At 64.6% G+C, this 16,214-nt stretch carries 19 protein-coding genes; 8 read left to right on the top strand and 11 right to left on the bottom strand.

The window, feature by feature from the left end:
- Positions 1–84: 84 nt before the first annotated feature.
- Positions 85–2,103, bottom strand: coding sequence for a tetratricopeptide repeat protein (locus tag AAFN55_RS07070; RefSeq protein WP_347798149.1), 2,019 nt, complete (start codon positions 2,101–2,103; stop codon positions 85–87).
- Positions 2,104–2,244: 141 nt separating this feature from the next.
- On the bottom strand, positions 2,245–3,261 hold the full coding sequence (locus tag AAFN55_RS07065) for a polyprenyl synthetase family protein (RefSeq protein WP_347798148.1): 1,017 nt from the start codon (positions 3,259–3,261) through the stop codon (positions 2,245–2,247).
- Between the two features lie 164 nt (positions 3,262–3,425).
- On the opposite strand from AAFN55_RS07065, the gene AAFN55_RS07060 reads away from it, so the two are divergent.
- From AAFN55_RS07060 to moaB, 6 genes are all read left to right on the top strand, one after another.
- Complete coding sequence (locus AAFN55_RS07060; RefSeq protein ID WP_347798147.1) at positions 3,426–3,650, top strand: DUF2007 domain-containing protein; 225 nt, start codon at positions 3,426–3,428, stop codon at positions 3,648–3,650.
- Positions 3,650–4,453, top strand: coding sequence for a methyltransferase (locus AAFN55_RS07055; protein ID WP_347800212.1), 804 nt, complete (start codon positions 3,650–3,652; stop codon positions 4,451–4,453). Before AAFN55_RS07060 ends, AAFN55_RS07055 begins: the two co-directional genes overlap by 1 nt.
- Before the next feature lie 81 nt (positions 4,454–4,534).
- Positions 4,535–5,401: a S49 family peptidase gene (locus AAFN55_RS07050; protein ID WP_347798146.1), complete on the top strand. Its 867-nt coding sequence runs from the start codon at positions 4,535–4,537 to the stop codon at positions 5,399–5,401.
- A 96-nt stretch (positions 5,402–5,497) separates the two neighbouring features.
- Positions 5,498–5,686 (top strand): hypothetical protein, encoded by a 189-nt coding sequence (locus AAFN55_RS07045; protein ID WP_347798145.1) that lies wholly within the window; start codon positions 5,498–5,500, stop codon positions 5,684–5,686.
- Positions 5,687–5,706: 20 nt separating this feature from the next.
- Positions 5,707–6,612, top strand: a complete 906-nt coding sequence (locus AAFN55_RS07040; RefSeq protein WP_347800211.1) for a 4-(cytidine 5'-diphospho)-2-C-methyl-D-erythritol kinase — start codon at positions 5,707–5,709, stop codon at positions 6,610–6,612.
- On the top strand, positions 6,599–7,156 hold the full coding sequence (gene moaB / locus AAFN55_RS07035; RefSeq protein ID WP_347798144.1) for a molybdenum cofactor biosynthesis protein B: 558 nt from the start codon (positions 6,599–6,601) through the stop codon (positions 7,154–7,156). The genes AAFN55_RS07040 and moaB overlap by 14 nt, the downstream gene beginning before the upstream one ends.
- Here the strand turns inward: moaB and AAFN55_RS07030 are convergent.
- Complete coding sequence (locus AAFN55_RS07030; protein ID WP_347800210.1) at positions 7,153–7,668, bottom strand: glycosyltransferase; 516 nt, start codon at positions 7,666–7,668, stop codon at positions 7,153–7,155. The two genes, moaB and AAFN55_RS07030, sit on opposite strands and share 4 nt — an antisense overlap.
- A 147-nt stretch (positions 7,669–7,815) precedes the next feature.
- Here AAFN55_RS07030 and AAFN55_RS07025 point away from each other — a divergent pair, with 147 nt between their 5' ends.
- On the top strand, positions 7,816–8,970 hold the full coding sequence (locus tag AAFN55_RS07025; RefSeq protein WP_347798143.1) for a PA0069 family radical SAM protein: 1,155 nt from the start codon (positions 7,816–7,818) through the stop codon (positions 8,968–8,970).
- Between the two features lie 153 nt (positions 8,971–9,123).
- Positions 9,124–9,789, top strand: coding sequence for a ribonuclease HII (locus AAFN55_RS07020; RefSeq protein ID WP_347798142.1), 666 nt, complete (start codon positions 9,124–9,126; stop codon positions 9,787–9,789).
- A gap of 121 nt (positions 9,790–9,910) precedes the next feature.
- Here AAFN55_RS07020 and AAFN55_RS07015 read toward each other — a convergent pair whose 3' ends face one another.
- The 8 genes from AAFN55_RS07015 to AAFN55_RS06980 all read right to left on the bottom strand — a co-directional run bounded on the left by AAFN55_RS07015 (position 9,911) and on the right by AAFN55_RS06980 (position 16,172).
- Positions 9,911–10,390, bottom strand: coding sequence for a F0F1 ATP synthase subunit B (locus AAFN55_RS07015; RefSeq protein WP_347798141.1), 480 nt, complete (start codon positions 10,388–10,390; stop codon positions 9,911–9,913).
- A 5-nt stretch (positions 10,391–10,395) separates the two neighbouring features.
- The gene (locus AAFN55_RS07010; protein ID WP_347798140.1) at positions 10,396–10,962 is read right to left on the bottom strand and encodes a F0F1 ATP synthase subunit B; all 567 of its coding nucleotides are present in this window, start codon (positions 10,960–10,962) and stop codon (positions 10,396–10,398) included.
- A 62-nt stretch (positions 10,963–11,024) separates the two neighbouring features.
- Complete coding sequence (locus AAFN55_RS07005; RefSeq protein WP_347798139.1) at positions 11,025–11,252, bottom strand: F0F1 ATP synthase subunit C; 228 nt, start codon at positions 11,250–11,252, stop codon at positions 11,025–11,027.
- Between the two features lie 74 nt (positions 11,253–11,326).
- Positions 11,327–12,076: a F0F1 ATP synthase subunit A gene (locus tag AAFN55_RS07000; protein WP_347798138.1), complete on the bottom strand. Its 750-nt coding sequence runs from the start codon at positions 12,074–12,076 to the stop codon at positions 11,327–11,329.
- 41 nt (positions 12,077–12,117) lie between these two features.
- Positions 12,118–12,525 carry an AtpZ/AtpI family protein gene (locus tag AAFN55_RS06995; RefSeq protein WP_347798137.1) on the bottom strand — a complete coding sequence of 136 codons (408 nt, stop codon included), beginning with the start codon at positions 12,523–12,525 and terminating at the stop codon, positions 12,118–12,120.
- 215 nt (positions 12,526–12,740) lie between these two features.
- Positions 12,741–13,877: a cell wall hydrolase gene (locus AAFN55_RS06990; protein WP_347800209.1), complete on the bottom strand. Its 1,137-nt coding sequence runs from the start codon at positions 13,875–13,877 to the stop codon at positions 12,741–12,743.
- 179 nt (positions 13,878–14,056) lie between these two features.
- Positions 14,057–15,499: a ribosome biogenesis GTPase Der gene (der, locus tag AAFN55_RS06985; protein WP_347798136.1), complete on the bottom strand. Its 1,443-nt coding sequence runs from the start codon at positions 15,497–15,499 to the stop codon at positions 14,057–14,059.
- A gap of 7 nt (positions 15,500–15,506) precedes the next feature.
- On the bottom strand, positions 15,507–16,172 hold the full coding sequence (locus AAFN55_RS06980; RefSeq protein WP_347798135.1) for a tetratricopeptide repeat protein: 666 nt from the start codon (positions 16,170–16,172) through the stop codon (positions 15,507–15,509).
- Positions 16,173–16,214 lie beyond the last annotated feature (42 nt).

Raw genomic sequence — 16,214 nt, 5'->3', positions numbered from 1 at the left:
CGGGTCGGCCACGTCCTAGACAGGTCGCGGTGGAGCGTCAAGGAGAGCGCGACAACGCTTTGCGCGTTGCCGCCTTTCGCGAGATCAGTTCGCGGCCTGGGGCAGACGCAGTTGCTGGCCGGGAACGATGCGGCCGGGATCGCCGCGCAGTTCGGGATTGAGCTCCAGGATGTCGTTGTACCGGTTGCCGTCGCCGAGCGCCCGGTTGGCGATCGACCAGAGCGACTCGCCCGGCAGGACGACGTGGACCGGATCGCCCGTGGAGACCGTTTCGACGGCTGCGGCGGGAGCAGGCTGGCGCGGCGCGGCGGGCACATCCGGGATCGGCACCATGGCAGGCGCCAGCGACGCCTCCTCGGTGGTTTCCTCGACTTCAGCGCGATCCTCGACCGGCGGCAGGCCTTCGACCAGCTTCTTCTCGACGTCCGCCAGGATTTCCGGCTCGGGATCGAGGGCGCGCGCGTGTTTCCACTGGAAGGTCGCTTCGAGCTTGCGTCCGACGCGCCAGTAGGCGTCGCCCAGATGATCGTTGAGGACCGGGTCGGCCGGCATCAGGCCAACGGCGCGCTCGAGTTCGCGCACGGCATCGTCGAACCGTCCGAGCCGATAATACGCCCAGCCCAGCGAATCGACGATGTAGCCGTCGCTCGGGCGCAAATCCACGGCCCGCTGGATCATGTCCAGCCCTTCCTGGAGGTTCATGTTCATGTCGACCCAGGAATAGCCGAGATAGTTCAGGACCTGCGGCTGCTCGGGGAAGAGTTCCAGTGCCTTGCGGAAGTTCGGCTCCGCCTTGGGCCATTCCTTCAGGCGCTCATAGGCGATGCCGCGCTGGTAGAAGATGTTCCAGTCCTGCCGCTTCGGCTCGGAAATGAGCGCCACCGCGCGATCGTAGAGATCGGCGGATTCCTGGTATTTTTCCTGCGAGGAGTAGACGCCGCCAAGCGCCAGATAGGCGCGCATGTCGTCCTGATCTTCCGAAAGCGCGGCCTTCAGATGCTCGATCGCCTCGTCGTGGCGGTCGAGGTCAGCCAGATTGAGGCCAAGCTGCAATTCGGCGACACGCTTCATGGGCGAGGCGTCGGGAATCCTCTCGTAGAACGCGATCGCGCGCGCGCCGTCACCCTGCTGCTCGGCGACGCCGGCAAGCTGGATCAGGATCGCGTCGCTGTCGGGCCAGAGCGCGATCGCATATTGGAGATAGAGGCGCACGAAGGACTCGCCGCCCGAGCGGTTGAGCGCGGTCGCGAGGTTGAGAAGGACCTCCGCCGTCCCCTTCTTCACGTCGGGGATGAGCGGCGCGATTTCGTCGCCGGCCTCGATATGCTCGCGAAGTGCAACCACAGTGACGCGGCCGGGCGCGAATTCCTCGGCCTTGTCGAGCACGGCCAGCGCTTCGTCGCGCTCGCCCTGCCTTGCCAGGAAACCCGCATAGGCTTCGAGCGCGCGCAGATATGCATCGGGAGCAGCGCCGCCGGCTGCCGCGTTGGTCGCGGTCGCCTCATAGGCGGTGCGTGCCGCCTCCGTGTCGCCGGCGAGATCGGCGATGAGGCCGCGATGGTGGCTGACGAAGAGGTTGTACCATTCGGGGCCGGACAGGCTGTCGAGTGTGGCCAGGGCCCCTGCATCGTCTCCCGCGCCGAGCTTGGCCCACGCGGTCATGATGCCGGTGATCAGCTTGTCGAGATCGGATTCGAGCGCCAGCTTGAGAAAATTCTGCGCTTCGACGTACTCGCCCTTGTTGATCGCGTCGACGCCGAGCGCGAGGCGCGAGAAACGCTCGACTTCTGGCGCAGACTTCAGTTTTTCAGCGAACGGAAGCGCTTCTTCGAACGATCCTTGCGAGATCAAACCGAGAAGCAGGCTCTGCTGAAGCGTCTGATTGTCGGGATCGAAGGACAGCGCGCGCTGATAATAGGCGATGGAAGCGTCGAGCTCGTTGTCCGTCTCGGCTATGCGTGCCGCGAGGTAGGCGCCCGAAAGCGTGCTGACGCGCACCATCTCGAGCGGGGTCTCTGGCTGGTTCGCCGATGCCGGTATCGTGAGCGCCGTGCTGGCGAGCAGTCCCGCAGCCACGATCCAGCGTCCTGTCAAAAGCCGCATTGCATCCCTTCCTGTCGGTCCGACGCGCCCGATACCGGACTCGCTAAACGTTTGAAGGCCGAAAGCATGGCCTTTTTGCGGAGACGTATCAATCCGCCGGGGATCACGAGGCTGTCAGAAACCGCCGCAAGTCCAGGCGTCTCAGTTCACGCGGCTGATGCAGAAGTCGATAACGTCCAGCATCGCCTGCTTTTGCGGGGTGGCCTTGAGGGGCGCGAGCGCGTCGCGGGCGATCTCGCCGAAATGGCGCGCGCGCCCGATCGTGTCGCCGATCGCGTTGTGTTTGGTCATCAGGCCGCGTGCGCGATCGAGCGAATCATCGTCGGTGCGGTCGTTCTCGATCGCGGCCTTCCAGAATTCGCGCTCCGAGGCCGAGCCGCGCCGATAGCTGAGAATCACCGGCAGCGTGACCTTGCCCTCGCGAAAATCGTCACCGACATTCTTGCCGAGGCTCTTGGTGTCGCCGCCATAGTCGAGCGCGTCGTCGATGAGCTGGAAGGCGAGTCCGAGATTGGTGCCGTACGACCGCAGTGCCGCGCGGTCGTTCTTCGACGCACCTGCCACGATCGGCCCGACTTCTGCGGCGGCCGAGAAGAGCGCCGCCGTCTTCGCCTTGATGACGGCGAGATAGTCGTCCTCGGTTGTTTCGAGGTTCTTGGCGACGCCCAACTGCATCACCTCGCCCTCGGCGATGACGGAGGCAGCCGATGAGAGGATATCGAGCGCGTCGAGCGAGCCGACCTCGACCATCATGCGAAACGCCTGACCGAGCAGGAAATCGCCGACCAGTACGCTGGCCTGGTTGCCCCAGATCATGCGGGCCGTGCGCTTGCCGCGCCGCATATCGCTTTCGTCCACGACGTCGTCATGCAGCAGCGTCGCGGTGTGCATAAACTCGACGCTTGTCGCGAGCTTGACGTGGCCGTCGCCCTTGTAGTCGAACATCTGCGCGGCAGCGAGCGTGAGCATCGGGCGCAGGCGCTTGCCGCCCGACGAGATCAGGTGATTGGCAACCTCGGGAATCATCTGGACGTCCGAGCCGGCCTTGGACAGGATGAGCTCGTTGACCCGCCCCATATCGGCGCGCGTCAGCGCTATGATGGCCTCGATCGACGCGTTTTCGCGCTTGCCGCCCTCAATGTTGACTACAACGCCCACCAAATGGAACTCCCGTCCGCGCGGCCCGGCCGCAATCCTCGCTTTGCGAGACTCTAGGCAGAGGCATCGGGTACGACAAGGGGCGAATTGGCGCGGTGCGCGTTCCCCACCACCACACAGCTTTGCCGTTTACATCGGCGATCCAACCTGAAAGCTTCATCGTCATGATCGAATTGATGCGCACCAACGACCCCGTACTGATCTCCTTTGTGGAAGCCCTGCTGCGAGATGCGGGGCTCGAACATTTCGTGGCCGACCAGAACATGAGCATCATCGAAGGCTCGCTCGGCATCCTGCCGCGCCGGGTGATGATTTCGGAAGACGACGCGGCCGAGGCGCGCAGGCTGCTGGTCGACGCCGGCATTGCGGATGAGATGAAGAACAAGTGATCGCGGAGAGCCGTGTCGATGACAGCGACGTGAACGACGAGCCGCACACGCTCGACGCCTTCCATCGCGGCAGTTTCCATCTCGTGCAGCCCGCATCGCGCGGTCATCGCGCAGGCATGGATGCGATGATGCTCGCGGCCTGTGTACCGTCCAGCTTCGGGGGACATATCGCGGATCTCGGCGCGGGCTCCGGCGCGGCGGGGCTGGCTGCGATCTCGCGCTGCATGCAGGCGCATGTCACGCTCATCGAGAATTCCGACGCGATGGCGCGCTTTGCACGCCTCACGATCGCGCATGAGGCCAATACGCGCATCCACGGCCGGGCGGAGTTGCTGGTCGCGGACGTGACGCTGACGGGCAAGGCGCGTCTGGCGGCCGGACTTGCCGACAACGGGTTCGACTACGTCTTGATGAACCCGCCCTTCAACGCCGCCGTCGACCGCGCATCGCCCGACGCCTTGCGCCGCGCCGCCCATGTGATGGATGATGACCTCTTCGAGCGCTGGCTTCGGACGGCGGCGGCTATCGTTCGTCCGCGCGGCGGCCTCGGCCTGATCGCCCGGCCGCAATCCCTGCCGGAAATTCTCTCGGCGATGGAGGGGCGGTTCGGCAACGCGCAGATCATGCCGGTGCTGCCCCGGCCGTCCGAAAACGCGATCCGGATCATCGTGCGTGCCGTGCTCGGGTCGCGCGCGCCGCTGTCGCTGGTGCCTCCGCTTATCCTGCATGGCGACACCGGCGAGGCTCTTTCGGAGCGCGCAGACGCCATATGCAACGGAAAGGCGTCGCTTTTCGGGGATTAGGCCAACAAAGCGCGGGCTGCGATATTGCGCCTCTGGCGCGAGTTCCTACATCCGATTCCAGCCCAAGGAGACATGCCCCTCGTGAGACGACTGTTCAGCCGCCTTCTTCCCCGCTCGATGCGCTCCAACGCAGTCACCATTCCCGTCATCCGCCTGCATGGCGCCATCATGTCCGGCGGAAGCGCGTTTCGGCAGAACCTGTCGCTCGCGACGACAGCCGGGCTGATCGAAAAGGCGTTCGCGGTCAAGGATGCGCCGGCGGTTGCGATCTCGATCAATTCGCCGGGCGGCTCGCCGGTCCAGTCGCGGCTGATCTACAAGCGCATTCGCGACCTCGCCGAGGAGAAGAACAAGCGCGTCATCGTCTTCGTCGAGGACGTCGCGGCATCCGGCGGCTACATGATCGCGGTCGCGGGCGACGAGATCATCGCGGACCCAAGCTCGATCGTCGGCTCGATCGGCGTCGTCTCGGCCTCCTTCGGCTTCCAGGAACTCATCAAGAAGATCGGCGTCGAGCGGCGCGTCCACACGGCCGGCCAGAACAAGTCGATCCTCGATCCCTTCCGCCCGGAAAAGAAGGAAGACGTCGAGCGCCTGAAGACGCTGCAACTCGAGATCCACGACACTTTCATCGAACTGGTGAGAGAGCGGCGCGGCGCGAAGCTCGCGGATAATCCGGACCTTTTCACGGGCATGTTCTGGACGGCGAAGACCGGGCTCGATCTCGGCCTCATCGACGGCATGGGCGACATGCGCGGTTTCCTCAGGCAGCGCTATGGCGAGAAGACCAGGCTGCAACTCGTCTCGATGCCGCGCGGCTTCTTCGGCCGCAAGCTCGGCATTTTCGGCTCCTCGCTGCCAAGCGGCGGCGAGATCGCGGCGGCAGCGGCCGACGGGCTTTTCGAGGCGGCCGAGGAGCGCGCGCTGTGGAGCCGGTTCGGACTGTGATGCGCGTGCGGTGCTTCAATTCCGCCCAAAATGCATCTACTATCGACTTCGTGTGATTGCGGCCTCGATCCGCACCCCCAGGAAGGGAGAACTGGAATGCCTCAGTTGATCTTTTTCGCCCTCCTGGGTGTTGCCGGCTATATCGGATACCGATCCTTCGTGCGCGAGGCGGAGCGGGTGACCGCCAAGGCACGCCGCGCCGAGACCGAGCGCCAGGCCGGATCGCAGGGCACGCTTGTGAAGGACCCGAAGACGGGCGAATACCACCTCCTGAAGGACCGGTGATCGTCGACAGTCCGGGCATCATGTCGAGTTTTGCCGTGACGTCTGACGCATTCGTCGCGCATGCGCCCGCGAAGGTGAACCTCGCGCTGCATGTCACCGGCCGGCGCGACGACGGCTATCATTTGCTCGACACGCTGGTCGTGTTCACGGAAGCCGGCGACACCGTGACCGCCCGCCTCGCTGAGCGGGACACGCTCACCATTCAGGGCCGCTACGCGCAAGGGCTCGCCACCGACAGCGACAATCTCGTTGCGCGCGCACGCGATCTGCTGCGACGGTTGGCGGGCACGCGGCCGACACCTGCCGTCGCGCTGGACCTCGACAAGGCGTTGCCGATCGCATCGGGGATCGGCGGCGGGTCGAGCGACGCGGCTGCGACTTTGCGTGTTCTGTGCCGGGTCTGGCGGCTCGACCTCGACGAGGAGGTTCTGCGACGCGAGGCCCTGGCTCTCGGAGCCGATCTGCCGATGTGCCTTGCAGCCCGACCGCTCATCGCAACCGGCATCGGAGAGAGGCTGGCGCCGGTCGTGTTGCCGGAGCTTCATATGGTGCTGGCCAATCCCGGTGTCGGCGTTTCCACACCGGCGATCTTCAAGGCGCTGCAAAGCCGCGAGAATTCGCCGCTGCCGCCATTGCGTGCCACGTCCAGCATGGCCAACCTCGTTGGTTGGCTGGGCTCGACGCGCAACGATCTCGAACATCCGGCGATGTCGATCGCGCCAGACATCGGCGACGTGGTCAAGACGCTCACCGCCAATGGGGCAGCGCTGGCGCGCATGTCCGGGTCGGGCGCGACATGTTTCGGCATCTTCGGCTCACAGGACGAGGCGGCGACAGCGGCGGCCGCAATCGCTACCGCCCGTCCAACATGGTATGTCGAGGCGACACGGACGATCGAGCGGGAGCAAATCCATGGCGCGGATTGACGAGACGAGACCCTTCGTGGCGGTCGGCATCGCCGTTCTCACGGTCTCCGACACGCGCAGCCTCGCCGACGACAAGTCCGGCGCGACGCTTGCAGAGCGCATCGCGGAAGCCGGTCACAGGCTTGCCGCGCGCGACATCGTCACCGACGACGTCGAACAAATCCGCGCGATCGTCTCGCGCTGGTCGAAGGACGATGCGATCGACGTGATCATCACGACCGGCGGGACCGGCTTCACCGGCCGCGATGTGACGCCTGAGGCGCTCGAGCCACTGTTCGAAAAGCGCATGGACGGCTTTTCAGAAGTGTTCCACCGCATCTCCTACGACAAGATCGGCACCTCCACGATCCAGTCGCGCGCGACCGGCGGCGTCCTCAACGCGACCTTCGTCTTCGTGCTGCCGGGTTCACCGGGCGCATGCCGCGACGCGTGGGACGGTATCCTCAAGCCGCAGCTCGACTACCGGCACATGCCGTGCAATTTCGTGGAGATCATGCCCCGGCTGGACGAGCATCTGCGGCGCGGCGCGGGAACTGCCGTCTAGGCATCCTTGACCACAGGCGCAGCGAGGATTTCGGCGGCGAGACGCCGGGCGGAGACCGCCTTGGCGATCATGCCGGCCGAACCGTCGCCGCGCGACAGCGACATGGCCTGGCGCTTGGTGATCACTAGGCCGTCCACCAGCGGACGCCGGCCGGCAAATATGCGGGAGAGAAAAGGCAGGCGGGGATGCTTCGAGCGGGTGAACCGCGCCGCGTTCGTCGCCGCGTTGATGTGCGACATCACCGTCTCCATCCAGCCCTCGCGCAGGCGAGCGCCCGGTTCCAGAAGCAGGATCCATTCGCTCTTGGCCTGCCGCACCCCGGCGGACGCATGCGCATTGGCGATGTAATGGCAGCCGGCATGCTCCGCGACGCGATGGGTCTGGTCGGACGAGCCGGTGTCGCAGACGATCACCTCGCGAACGACGCCCTCGACCGCTGCCCCCACCAGAGATGACAGCGTGCGCGCAAGCGCATCCTCGTGGTTCCGCGTTTCGATCACGACCGACAGCATCATCGCGAAATAGCCGAAACCGCACGGCAACGCCAGCGTTGCGCTGCAGCGAAGAAAGTTCTTGCTTTGTTCTCTTTGGTAAAATAGGAATAGTTTCATCAAAGAGAGACGAGTCGCAAGCGGCAGAACCGCCCCGGAGCGCACTTCATGGAACCTATCAGACAAGCCGACATCGCAGCCTACACCAGCGGTGGCGCCCCCATGGCCAATGCCATGATCGAGGAAAGCGGATTGCGCGTCGGTTTCGACCGGCGTCGCGGCCGCGGTGCGGGCGTCAATATGAGCGGCCGCTTCGAGCCCGTTTCCCGTCATGTCTTCGACGATGGCTGGAACTCGCTGGAGGAATTGCCGCCGTTCAAGACCGAGGTGCAGGTCGAGAAGCCGCGCACCATCATCACCCGCAACGATTCGCCCGACATCTCCTTCGACCGGTCGATCAATCCGTATCGTGGCTGCGAGCATGGCTGCGTCTACTGCTTCGCGCGGCCGACGCACAGCTATATGGGCCTGTCGGCGGGGCTTGACTTCGAGGCGAAGCTGTTCGCCAAGCCGGACGCGGCGCGCCTTTTGGAGCGCGAGCTGGCGAAGCCCGGCTACGAGCCAAAGACGATCGCCATCGGCACCAACACCGACCCTTACCAGCCGATCGAGAAGCAATGGCGCATCATGCGCGAGGTGCTGGAAGTTCTGGAGGCGCACAACCACCCGGTGGGCATCGTGACCAAGTCGGCGCTCGTGATGCGCGACATCGATATCCTGTCGCGGATGGCGGAAAAGGGCCTGGCCAAGGTGGCGCTGTCGGTGACGACGCTCGACCGCAAGCTCGCGCGCACTATGGAACCGCGTGCCGCCACGCCTGCGCGCCGGCTGGAAGCCCTGCGGGCGATGGACGAGGCCGGAATTCCGGTGTCGGTGATGATCGGGCCGGTGATCCCTGCCCTCAACGACCAGGAGATCGAGCGCATTCTGGAATCCGCCTATGCGGCGGGTGCGCGTGAGGCCGGCTACATCATCCTGCGCCTGCCGCTGGAGGTCAGCCCGATCTTCAAGGACTGGCTCCTGCGGAACTATCCCGACCGCTACCGCCACGTCGTCTCGCTGATCCGCTCGATGCGGGACGGCAAGGATTACGACGCCGAGTGGGGCAAGCGCATGAAGGGCACCGGCCCCTATGCCTGGCAGATCGGACGCCGGTTCGAGATCGCCGCCAAGCGCCTCGGTCTCAACACCGAACGCCGCCGGCTTCGCAACGACCTCTTCACGCCGCCGGCACAGGCGGGTCAGCAGCTCATGCTGCTCTGACATAACCAGTCATGGTCGCGCACCCTGCCCGGCCATTCCAGTCCCGTCCGGCCTTTGCCTGTCCCCTGCGCCGACGGACGCCTTCCCGATCCGCCGCCCCTTTGGGTCGGGAAGGTCTTGCGGAGAATCGGAGCCGGTGCGAGCTTGCCGCACATGACTCGCCCGCGCCCCGATTCTCCGACCCTTTTCGAACTGCCCGTTCGGCCCGACTTCACGCTCGAGCGCGAGGCGATGCGGGACGGGCGTTTGCCGGTCGCGGGCACGGACGAGGCCGGACGCGGTCCGCTCGCAGGTCCCGTCGTAGCGGCTGCCGTGATTCTCGATCCCGATTCGATTCCCGATGGCCTCGACGATTCGAAGCGGCTCGACGCCGGTGCACGCGAACGCGTGTTCGCCGACATCCTGTCGCACGCGGTCGCGGTTTCGTTCGCCTCGGTCTCGGCCCTGTCCATCGATGCCGCCGACATCCGCAAGGCGAGCCTCGAGGCGATGCGCCGCTCTGTCGCGACGCTGTGCGTCCAGCCCCTGATGGTTCTGGCCGATGGGCGCGACGTTCCGCCCGGCCTCATCTGCCTCGGCCGCGCCATCGTCAAAGGCGATCAGCGTTCCCAGTCGATCGCAGCGGCATCGATCGTCGCCAAGGTGGTGCGCGACCGCATGATGGCGCGTGCCGGCGCCTGCGACCTGCGCTACGGCTTCGAAGTGCATATGGGTTATGCGACCGAGCGCCACCGCACGGCGATCAGCGCCCACGGCCCCGCATCGCGGCTGCATCGCCTGTCGTTCGCGCCGTTCCGGCTGGCCGAACCTGTCGGATAGACCGGGATTTCTGCCCCGCTTTCGAGAGACTTTCCGGTTTTCATCAGCCCTATCGTGCGAAGAATCGACAACGAAAAACGCCGCCCGGAGGCGGCGTTTTCAAAATGTCGGTGAGACCGGCTTAGTTCAGCCGCGCCTTGACGTCGTCGAGAGCCGACTTGAAGAGCGCCGCGTCGGCCTTGGTGTCGACCCGGTCGGCGAGGATACGCCCCGCCGCCGCAATGGCAACGTCGACCGCGCTGGAGCGGACTTCGTTCACCGCGTCCCGCTCGGCCTGAGCGATCTTCTGCTCGGCCAAAACCGTACGACGGGCGACGTAGTCCTCGGTGTTCTTCTTGGCTTCGGCCACCAGCATGGTTGCCTCGCGCTTGGCGGCAGCGACGATGTCGCCTGCTTCCTGCTCGGCTTCCTTGCGCTTGCGCTGATATTCGGCGAGCAACTGCTGCGCCTCTTCACGCAGGCGGCGTGCCTCTTCCAGCTCGTTGCGGATCTTGTCCGCACGCGCGTCGAGCGACTTCGCGACCATGGCCGGCACGCCGGCATAGATCACGATCGCCAGGAAGATGAACAGGCCGACTGTTGCCCAGAATGTCGCGTCCATGGCGTCTATCCTCTCGCGGCCTTGACGGCGGCGGATACGGCAGCCTTGTCGGCCTTTGCGCCGATAACCTCCTGAACGATGGCCGTGGCCGTCTCCTCGGCGATCGAGCCGACGTCGCGCATCGCAGCATCCTTGATGAGTGCTATGCGGGCTTCGGCTTCGGCGAGCTTTGAATTGAGCGACGCCTCGGTCTGCTTGCGCTCGACTTCGGCATCAGCCTTGGCCTTGTCGCGTGCGCCCTGGCCGATGGCGCTTGCCTTGGCCTTCGCCTCTGCGACTTCCTGCTCGTAAGCAGCAATCGCGGCGTCGGCCTCTTCCTTCATGCGTGCAGCCTGGTCGAGATCCTGGGCGATACGATCGCTTCTGACCTCGAGAATGCCGCCGATGCGCGGAAGAACGACCTTGCTCAAAAAGAGGTAGAACAAGCCGAAAGTGATCGCCAGCCACAGAATCTGCGACGCGAAGGTGGATGAATCGAAAGGCGGAAACACTCCACCGGCCTCGTGCTCGACGCCGACTTCGGATTGCGTTTCCGTTCCTGATTCCTGCGCGAATGCAGGCGCCACGAACATGGACTTCCCCTGTCAAAGAGTGGCCGGCCGCCAAAGGCAGCCGGCATTCCAGTCTGATCGTCTTAGACGGCGAAGAGGAGCAGAAGCGCGATCAGCAGCGAGAAGATGCCGAGAGCTTCCGTAACCGCGAAGCCGAAAATCAGGCGGCCGAACTGGCCGTCGGCAGCCGACGGGTTGCGCAGGGCGCCCGAGAGGTAGCTACCGAAAATGTTGCCGAGGCCGAGTGCCGTGCCGGCCATGCCGAAGCATGCGAGACCTGCGCCGATGTAACGAGCTGCTTCCGCTTCCATGTCAAACTCCTTGTGACTTATCAGATTGCGGTTTCGGGATGACGGTCAGACCGCCAGCGAAATTGATCGAACCACTAATGGCTCGGGTGGACGGCGTCGTTCAGATACATGCAGGCGAGAACGGCAAAGACGTAAGCCTGCAGGAACGACACCAGGAATTCGAGGCCGGTCAATGCGACCGTCATGAACAGCGGAAGGATGGCCCCGCCGACACCGAGCGCGCCGAGGCTGCTCATCGACACGATGAAGCCCGCGAACACTTTCAGCGTGATGTGGCCGGCGAGCATGTTCGCGAAAAGACGAACCGAGAGGCTGACCGGGCGTGACAGGAAGGAGATGATCTCGATGATCACCACCATCGGCAGCACCGCCGCGGGGACGCCACTGGGCACGAAGAGTTTGAGGAACTTCAGCCCGTGTTTGTAGAAGCCGTAGATGACGACCGTGCCGATCACGACCATCGCAAGCGCGAAGGTGACGATGATGTGGCTGGTGACGGTGAAGAAATAGGGGAACATGCCGAGCATGTTCGCGACGAGCACGAACATGAACAGCGAGAACACCATCGGGAAGAATTTCATGCCCTGCGTGCCGGCTGCGTCGCGCAGCATGTTGGCCACGAACTCGTAGGACATTTCGGAAACGGACTGCGCGCGGCTCGGGATGAGGCCGCGGCTCGACGTCGTGAGATAGAGGAATGCGCCGGCGGTCGCGACGGTGGCGACCATGAACAGCGACGAGTTGGTGAACGACAGGTCGAGCCCGCCGATCTCAATCGGAATCAGCTTGGAGATCTGAAACTGGTGGATTGGATCGTCGGCCAATGTGGACCCCTCGATAAATCAGATGCGCCCTTCGGCGCGTTTCATTTCTTGTCCTGCCCGCCAGCATCGCTTTTCGGCGACGCTCTCGGGCCCGGCTCCGCCACCATGCCCGCAGACCGCAGGACATTGAGCACACCGGCTACAAATCCGAGGAGCAGGAAGATGATGAGACCCCATGGCGATGTCCCCGCCACACGATCGATCAGCCATCCTATGACTGCCCCGACAGCAATTCCCGCGATGAACTCGCTGGAAAGCTTCATTGCCTGTCCGTAACCGGCCATGCTGCCGGTCACAGGTTTCTTGTCCCCGTCTCGCGCCGGTCTTCTGGCTGCGAGTGCAGCCTCGAGTTCGCGGCTGCGGCGTTCGAGGTCTTCCTGACCTATGCCAGCCGACGTGCGCTCGGGCTCGGTTTTTCCGGTTTCGTCTGGCCTGTCACTGCCGGCCATACCAACCTCCAGCCCGGAAAGCACGTCATCGGCTGTCCGCTTTCAATTCGCGCGCAACATAGTTAGGGGCCCCTCCCCAGTCAAGCCGAGTCCGGACCCCGAATTGCCACTCAGTAATCTAGTGAAATCAGATATTTAGCCATGTGCGACAATGCGCCATGGCCTCGACCGGGAGCGTTTGGTGCGAATCCCGCACAGATCGGGGCTTTAAGAGCCTAGCTCCAGCCGCCGCCATGGGTGCGATAGAAGATGTGAAGGCCGATCTTCTTCATCTTTTCCATGGTGCGTGCCCAGCGCGGATGCACATAGGTCGCATGGTAATGCGTGGACGAGCCGACTTCGGGAATGAATATCTTGCCGGCGGTGACCGCCATGCCGACTTCCTGCGCGATCTTGTAATGATTCTGGCTGCGCACGCGCGGCGTGGTGCCGTCGCAGGCAAACGAGAACTGGCAGCGATTGCGCCATGACTGGTTCTGGTAGACGACGCCGCAGATCGTCGCGGGATAGGTCGGGTTGCGGACCCGGTTGAGGATGACCTGGGCGACGGCCGCCTGGCCCTTCACGTCCTCGCCGCGCGCCTCAAAATAGATGCCCTCGGCGAGACACTTCTGCTCCTTGGCAGAAAAGACGCTGGCCGGAAGCGGCTGGCTCATCCAGGCATGGTCGCCATCGGTGACGGGCGGGATGAAGCGACCGGCGCCGGCCTTGTCCTCGTTCTGCAACAAAGTCGCGAAGGGCGACGCCGTCGCGTAGTCAGGCGACGCCGGCGCATAGGCCGTCGCGAGGATGTCGGCCTTCTCGCTGGTGACGAGCGAGGCAAGGAAAGCCGGAACGCCGGGGTCGATCTTCCGATCTTCCTTGAGATGGAAGGCGCCTGCGATCTGGATTTCCTTGCCTTTGATCTGCGGTGCGACGAAGGCCATTTCGAGCGACGGCTCGACGGCCGCGTCGAGCAGCGAACTGGTGCGCTCGAAAACCGAGCCCGCGTTGAACGACTTCGGCGGCGCCACGGGCGCCACATTCACGATGCGGCCCTGCTTGTCGCCACGGGTGACGCGCGATTCGTCGGGCGTGTCGCTGGTTTCGTTCTTGCCGCGGAAGGCGACCGATCCGAGCCCCGGCGCGGTCAGGCCGCTGCCGGATATGGAACCCGTCGCGGATGCGTCGAGAAACTGCATCTCGGCACTGTGCACGGAGCCTGCGACGGACTTCTCGACGAAGCCGCCCCAGCGCTGCGCGCCGGCTTCCGTGCCGGACACGAAGCTTGCCATATCCTGATAGGCCGCCGACGTCGGAAACCCGACCCAGAAGCCAAGGCCGATGAAAAACGGGGCAGCGAGGGATCGCATGCTGCCGGGGTGAAACCTCCGGCGCAGAACCAGTCGACGCAGCACGAAAACTCTCCAGAAACGCAGCACGAAACCAATGACGGCGACAATGATGCATTAACCTTGATGGGGGGTTAACGTGGGCGATGCGGCGCGAGTGTGACGCGCGGAAAAACCGCGCATCACCGCGTCGAAACGTCTCAGCGCTTCTTCTTGGCCCGATTGGCGAAGGGATTTTCGGAGGCGCGCAAGACCATGCGGATCGGAACGCCGGGCATCTCGAACGTCTCGCGAAGGCCGTTCATGAGATAGCGCACATAGGATTGCGGCATCGCATCGGGGCGCGTGCAGGACAAGACGAAGCCCGGCGGGCGGGCCTTAACCTGCGTGATGTACTTGACCTTGAGACGACGTCCGGCAACCGCGGGCGGCGGATGATGCGCAAGCACGCCTTCCAGCCAGCGGTTCAGCTTGCCGGTGGAGATGCGGCGGTTCCAGACGCGATGCGTCTTGTCGACGGCCTCCATAAGCTTTTCGAGGCCACGCCCCGTCTCGCCGGAAACCGTCACGGCCTGGAGGCCGCGCACCTGTGGAAGGAGACGCTCGGTCTTCTCGCGCAGTTCGGCCAGCAGCTCCTGCGGGTTTTCGACCAGATCCCATTTGTTGAAGGCGATGATCGGTGCGCGGCCCTCGCGAATGATCAGATCGGCGATCTGGAGATCCTGCTTCTCGAAGGGGATCGTCGAATCGAAAACGATGATGACGATTTCGGCAAAGCGGATGGCGCGGAGGCCATCGGCAACGGACAGCTTCTCCAGCTTCTCCTGCACCCGCGCCTTGCGGCGCATGCCGGCGGTGTCGAAGAGCTTGATGCGGCGGCCGCGCCAGTCCCAATCGACCGAGATCGAATCGCGGGTGATGCCCGCTTCCGGGCCGGTGAGCAGGCGGTCTTCGCCGAGCATCGTGTTGATAAGCGTGGACTTGCCCGCATTGGGCCTGCCGACGACCGCGATGCGCAACGGCTTGGTCGCGTCGTATTCGGGGATCGTTTCCGCGTCGGGATCGTCGATATCGTCGCCGACCAGCGCCTCGGCGCTGGGAACCGGCGCGAGGTCATCGTCGTCTTCGTCGTCACCCAGCGCGCGCTCCGCGCCGATGGCCTCGATGATCGCCTCGCGCAAATCAGGCATGCCTTCGCCGTGCTCGGCGGAAATCGGTATCGGCTCGCCGAGCCCGAGTTCCCAGGCTTCCAGCATGCCGCCCTGCGCGCCGCGCGCCTCGGCCTTGTTGGCGACGAGCACGACCGGCTTGCCGGTGCGGCGCACCACATCAGCGAAGGTGCGGTCGTCGGGCATCAGGCCAACACGGGAATCGGTGACGAAGAGAACGACATCGGCCTCCGCGATCGCGGCCTCGGTCTGGGCGCGCATGCGGCCGGCCAGCGTGGCGGCGGCTGCGTCTTCCAGACCAGCGGTGTCGATCACGTCGAAGCGCAGATCGTAGAGCTTGGCCGGATGGACGCGCCTGTCGCGCGTCACGCCCGGCGTGTCATCGACCAGCGCAAGCTTGCGCCCGGCCAGCCTGTTGAAAAGCGTGGATTTGCCGACGTTGGGACGGCCGATGATGGCGACCTTGAAGCTCATGTCGCGCTTAAGACGACGTGCCCGAACCGCGGATCAGTTCGGACATGAGTTCTGCTCGCTGCCGAATATTTTGCGGAGCAAAATCGTCGGCGGTGATCTGTTCGAAGAGTGCGAGGGCGTCGGCCAGGCGGCTTTCCTTCCACGCAGAGAGTGCCAAGGCCTCGCGCGCGGAGTGGCGAAGCTGGTTGGTGTCGGCGGTCAACGCCTCGACGCGCTGGGCGACGTCGGCATAGGTGCCGTGATCGACAAGAAGAAGCCCGGCGCGCAGCCGCGCCATGTCGCGGATCGAGGTCGGAACGCTCCTGTCACCCGCAACGCCGTCGAACCCGGCAACGGCGGCGGCGTGATCGCCGGCCTCGGCCTGCAGCGTGGCGGCCCGCAGGCGCGCCAGAACCGGATAGGCGCCATAGCCGTCCGCCTCGAGCTGGGCGAGCGCGGCTTGCGCTTCCTCGGTCTTGCCCTCGCGCGCCAGCGTCAGCGCCTGCGAGTAATCATCGCCCGACGCATTGGCGCGCGACTGCGTCCAGTAATCCCACGCGACGTAGGCCGAGGTAGCAAGCACGACGCCGACCGCGGCGGCGATGACGATCGCGCCATAGCGGTCCCACAGGGCATGCGCGCGATCCTGGCGCATTTCCTGATTCACTTCACGAAAGAAACTGTCGTCGGACATCGGATAACCGGTGCTGGAGTGATGGCGGCCTGCGCGTTACGC

The organism is Mesorhizobium sp. CAU 1732, assembly GCF_039888675.1.
Taxonomy (GTDB): domain Bacteria; phylum Pseudomonadota; class Alphaproteobacteria; order Rhizobiales; family Rhizobiaceae; genus Aerobium.
This window is presented reverse-complemented; position numbering and strand designations above follow the sequence as displayed.

Coding starts and splice junctions, on each gene's coding strand:
- AAFN55_RS07070 (WP_347798149.1), bottom strand. CDS start 2,103: ATGCGGCTTTTGACAGGACGCTGGATCGTGGCTGCGGGACTGCTCGCC.
- AAFN55_RS07060 (WP_347798147.1), top strand. CDS start 3,426: ATGATCGAATTGATGCGCACCAACGACCCCGTACTGATCTCCTTTGTG.
- AAFN55_RS07045 (WP_347798145.1), top strand. CDS start 5,498: ATGCCTCAGTTGATCTTTTTCGCCCTCCTGGGTGTTGCCGGCTATATC.
- AAFN55_RS07040 (WP_347800211.1), top strand. CDS start 5,707: ATGTCGAGTTTTGCCGTGACGTCTGACGCATTCGTCGCGCATGCGCCC.
- moaB (WP_347798144.1), top strand. CDS start 6,599: ATGGCGCGGATTGACGAGACGAGACCCTTCGTGGCGGTCGGCATCGCC.
- AAFN55_RS07030 (WP_347800210.1), bottom strand. CDS start 7,668: ATGCTGTCGGTCGTGATCGAAACGCGGAACCACGAGGATGCGCTTGCG.
- AAFN55_RS07025 (WP_347798143.1), top strand. CDS start 7,816: ATGGAACCTATCAGACAAGCCGACATCGCAGCCTACACCAGCGGTGGC.
- AAFN55_RS07020 (WP_347798142.1), top strand. CDS start 9,124: ATGACTCGCCCGCGCCCCGATTCTCCGACCCTTTTCGAACTGCCCGTT.
- AAFN55_RS07015 (WP_347798141.1), bottom strand. CDS start 10,390: ATGGACGCGACATTCTGGGCAACAGTCGGCCTGTTCATCTTCCTGGCG.
- AAFN55_RS07010 (WP_347798140.1), bottom strand. CDS start 10,962: ATGTTCGTGGCGCCTGCATTCGCGCAGGAATCAGGAACGGAAACGCAA.
- AAFN55_RS07005 (WP_347798139.1), bottom strand. CDS start 11,252: ATGGAAGCGGAAGCAGCTCGTTACATCGGCGCAGGTCTCGCATGCTTC.
- AAFN55_RS06995 (WP_347798137.1), bottom strand. CDS start 12,525: ATGGCCGGCAGTGACAGGCCAGACGAAACCGGAAAAACCGAGCCCGAG.
- AAFN55_RS06990 (WP_347800209.1), bottom strand. CDS start 13,877: ATGCGATCCCTCGCTGCCCCGTTTTTCATCGGCCTTGGCTTCTGGGTC.
- der (WP_347798136.1), bottom strand. CDS start 15,499: ATGAGCTTCAAGGTCGCCATCATCGGCCGTCCCAACGTCGGCAAATCC.
- AAFN55_RS06980 (WP_347798135.1), bottom strand. CDS start 16,172: ATGTCCGACGACAGTTTCTTTCGTGAAGTGAATCAGGAAATGCGCCAG.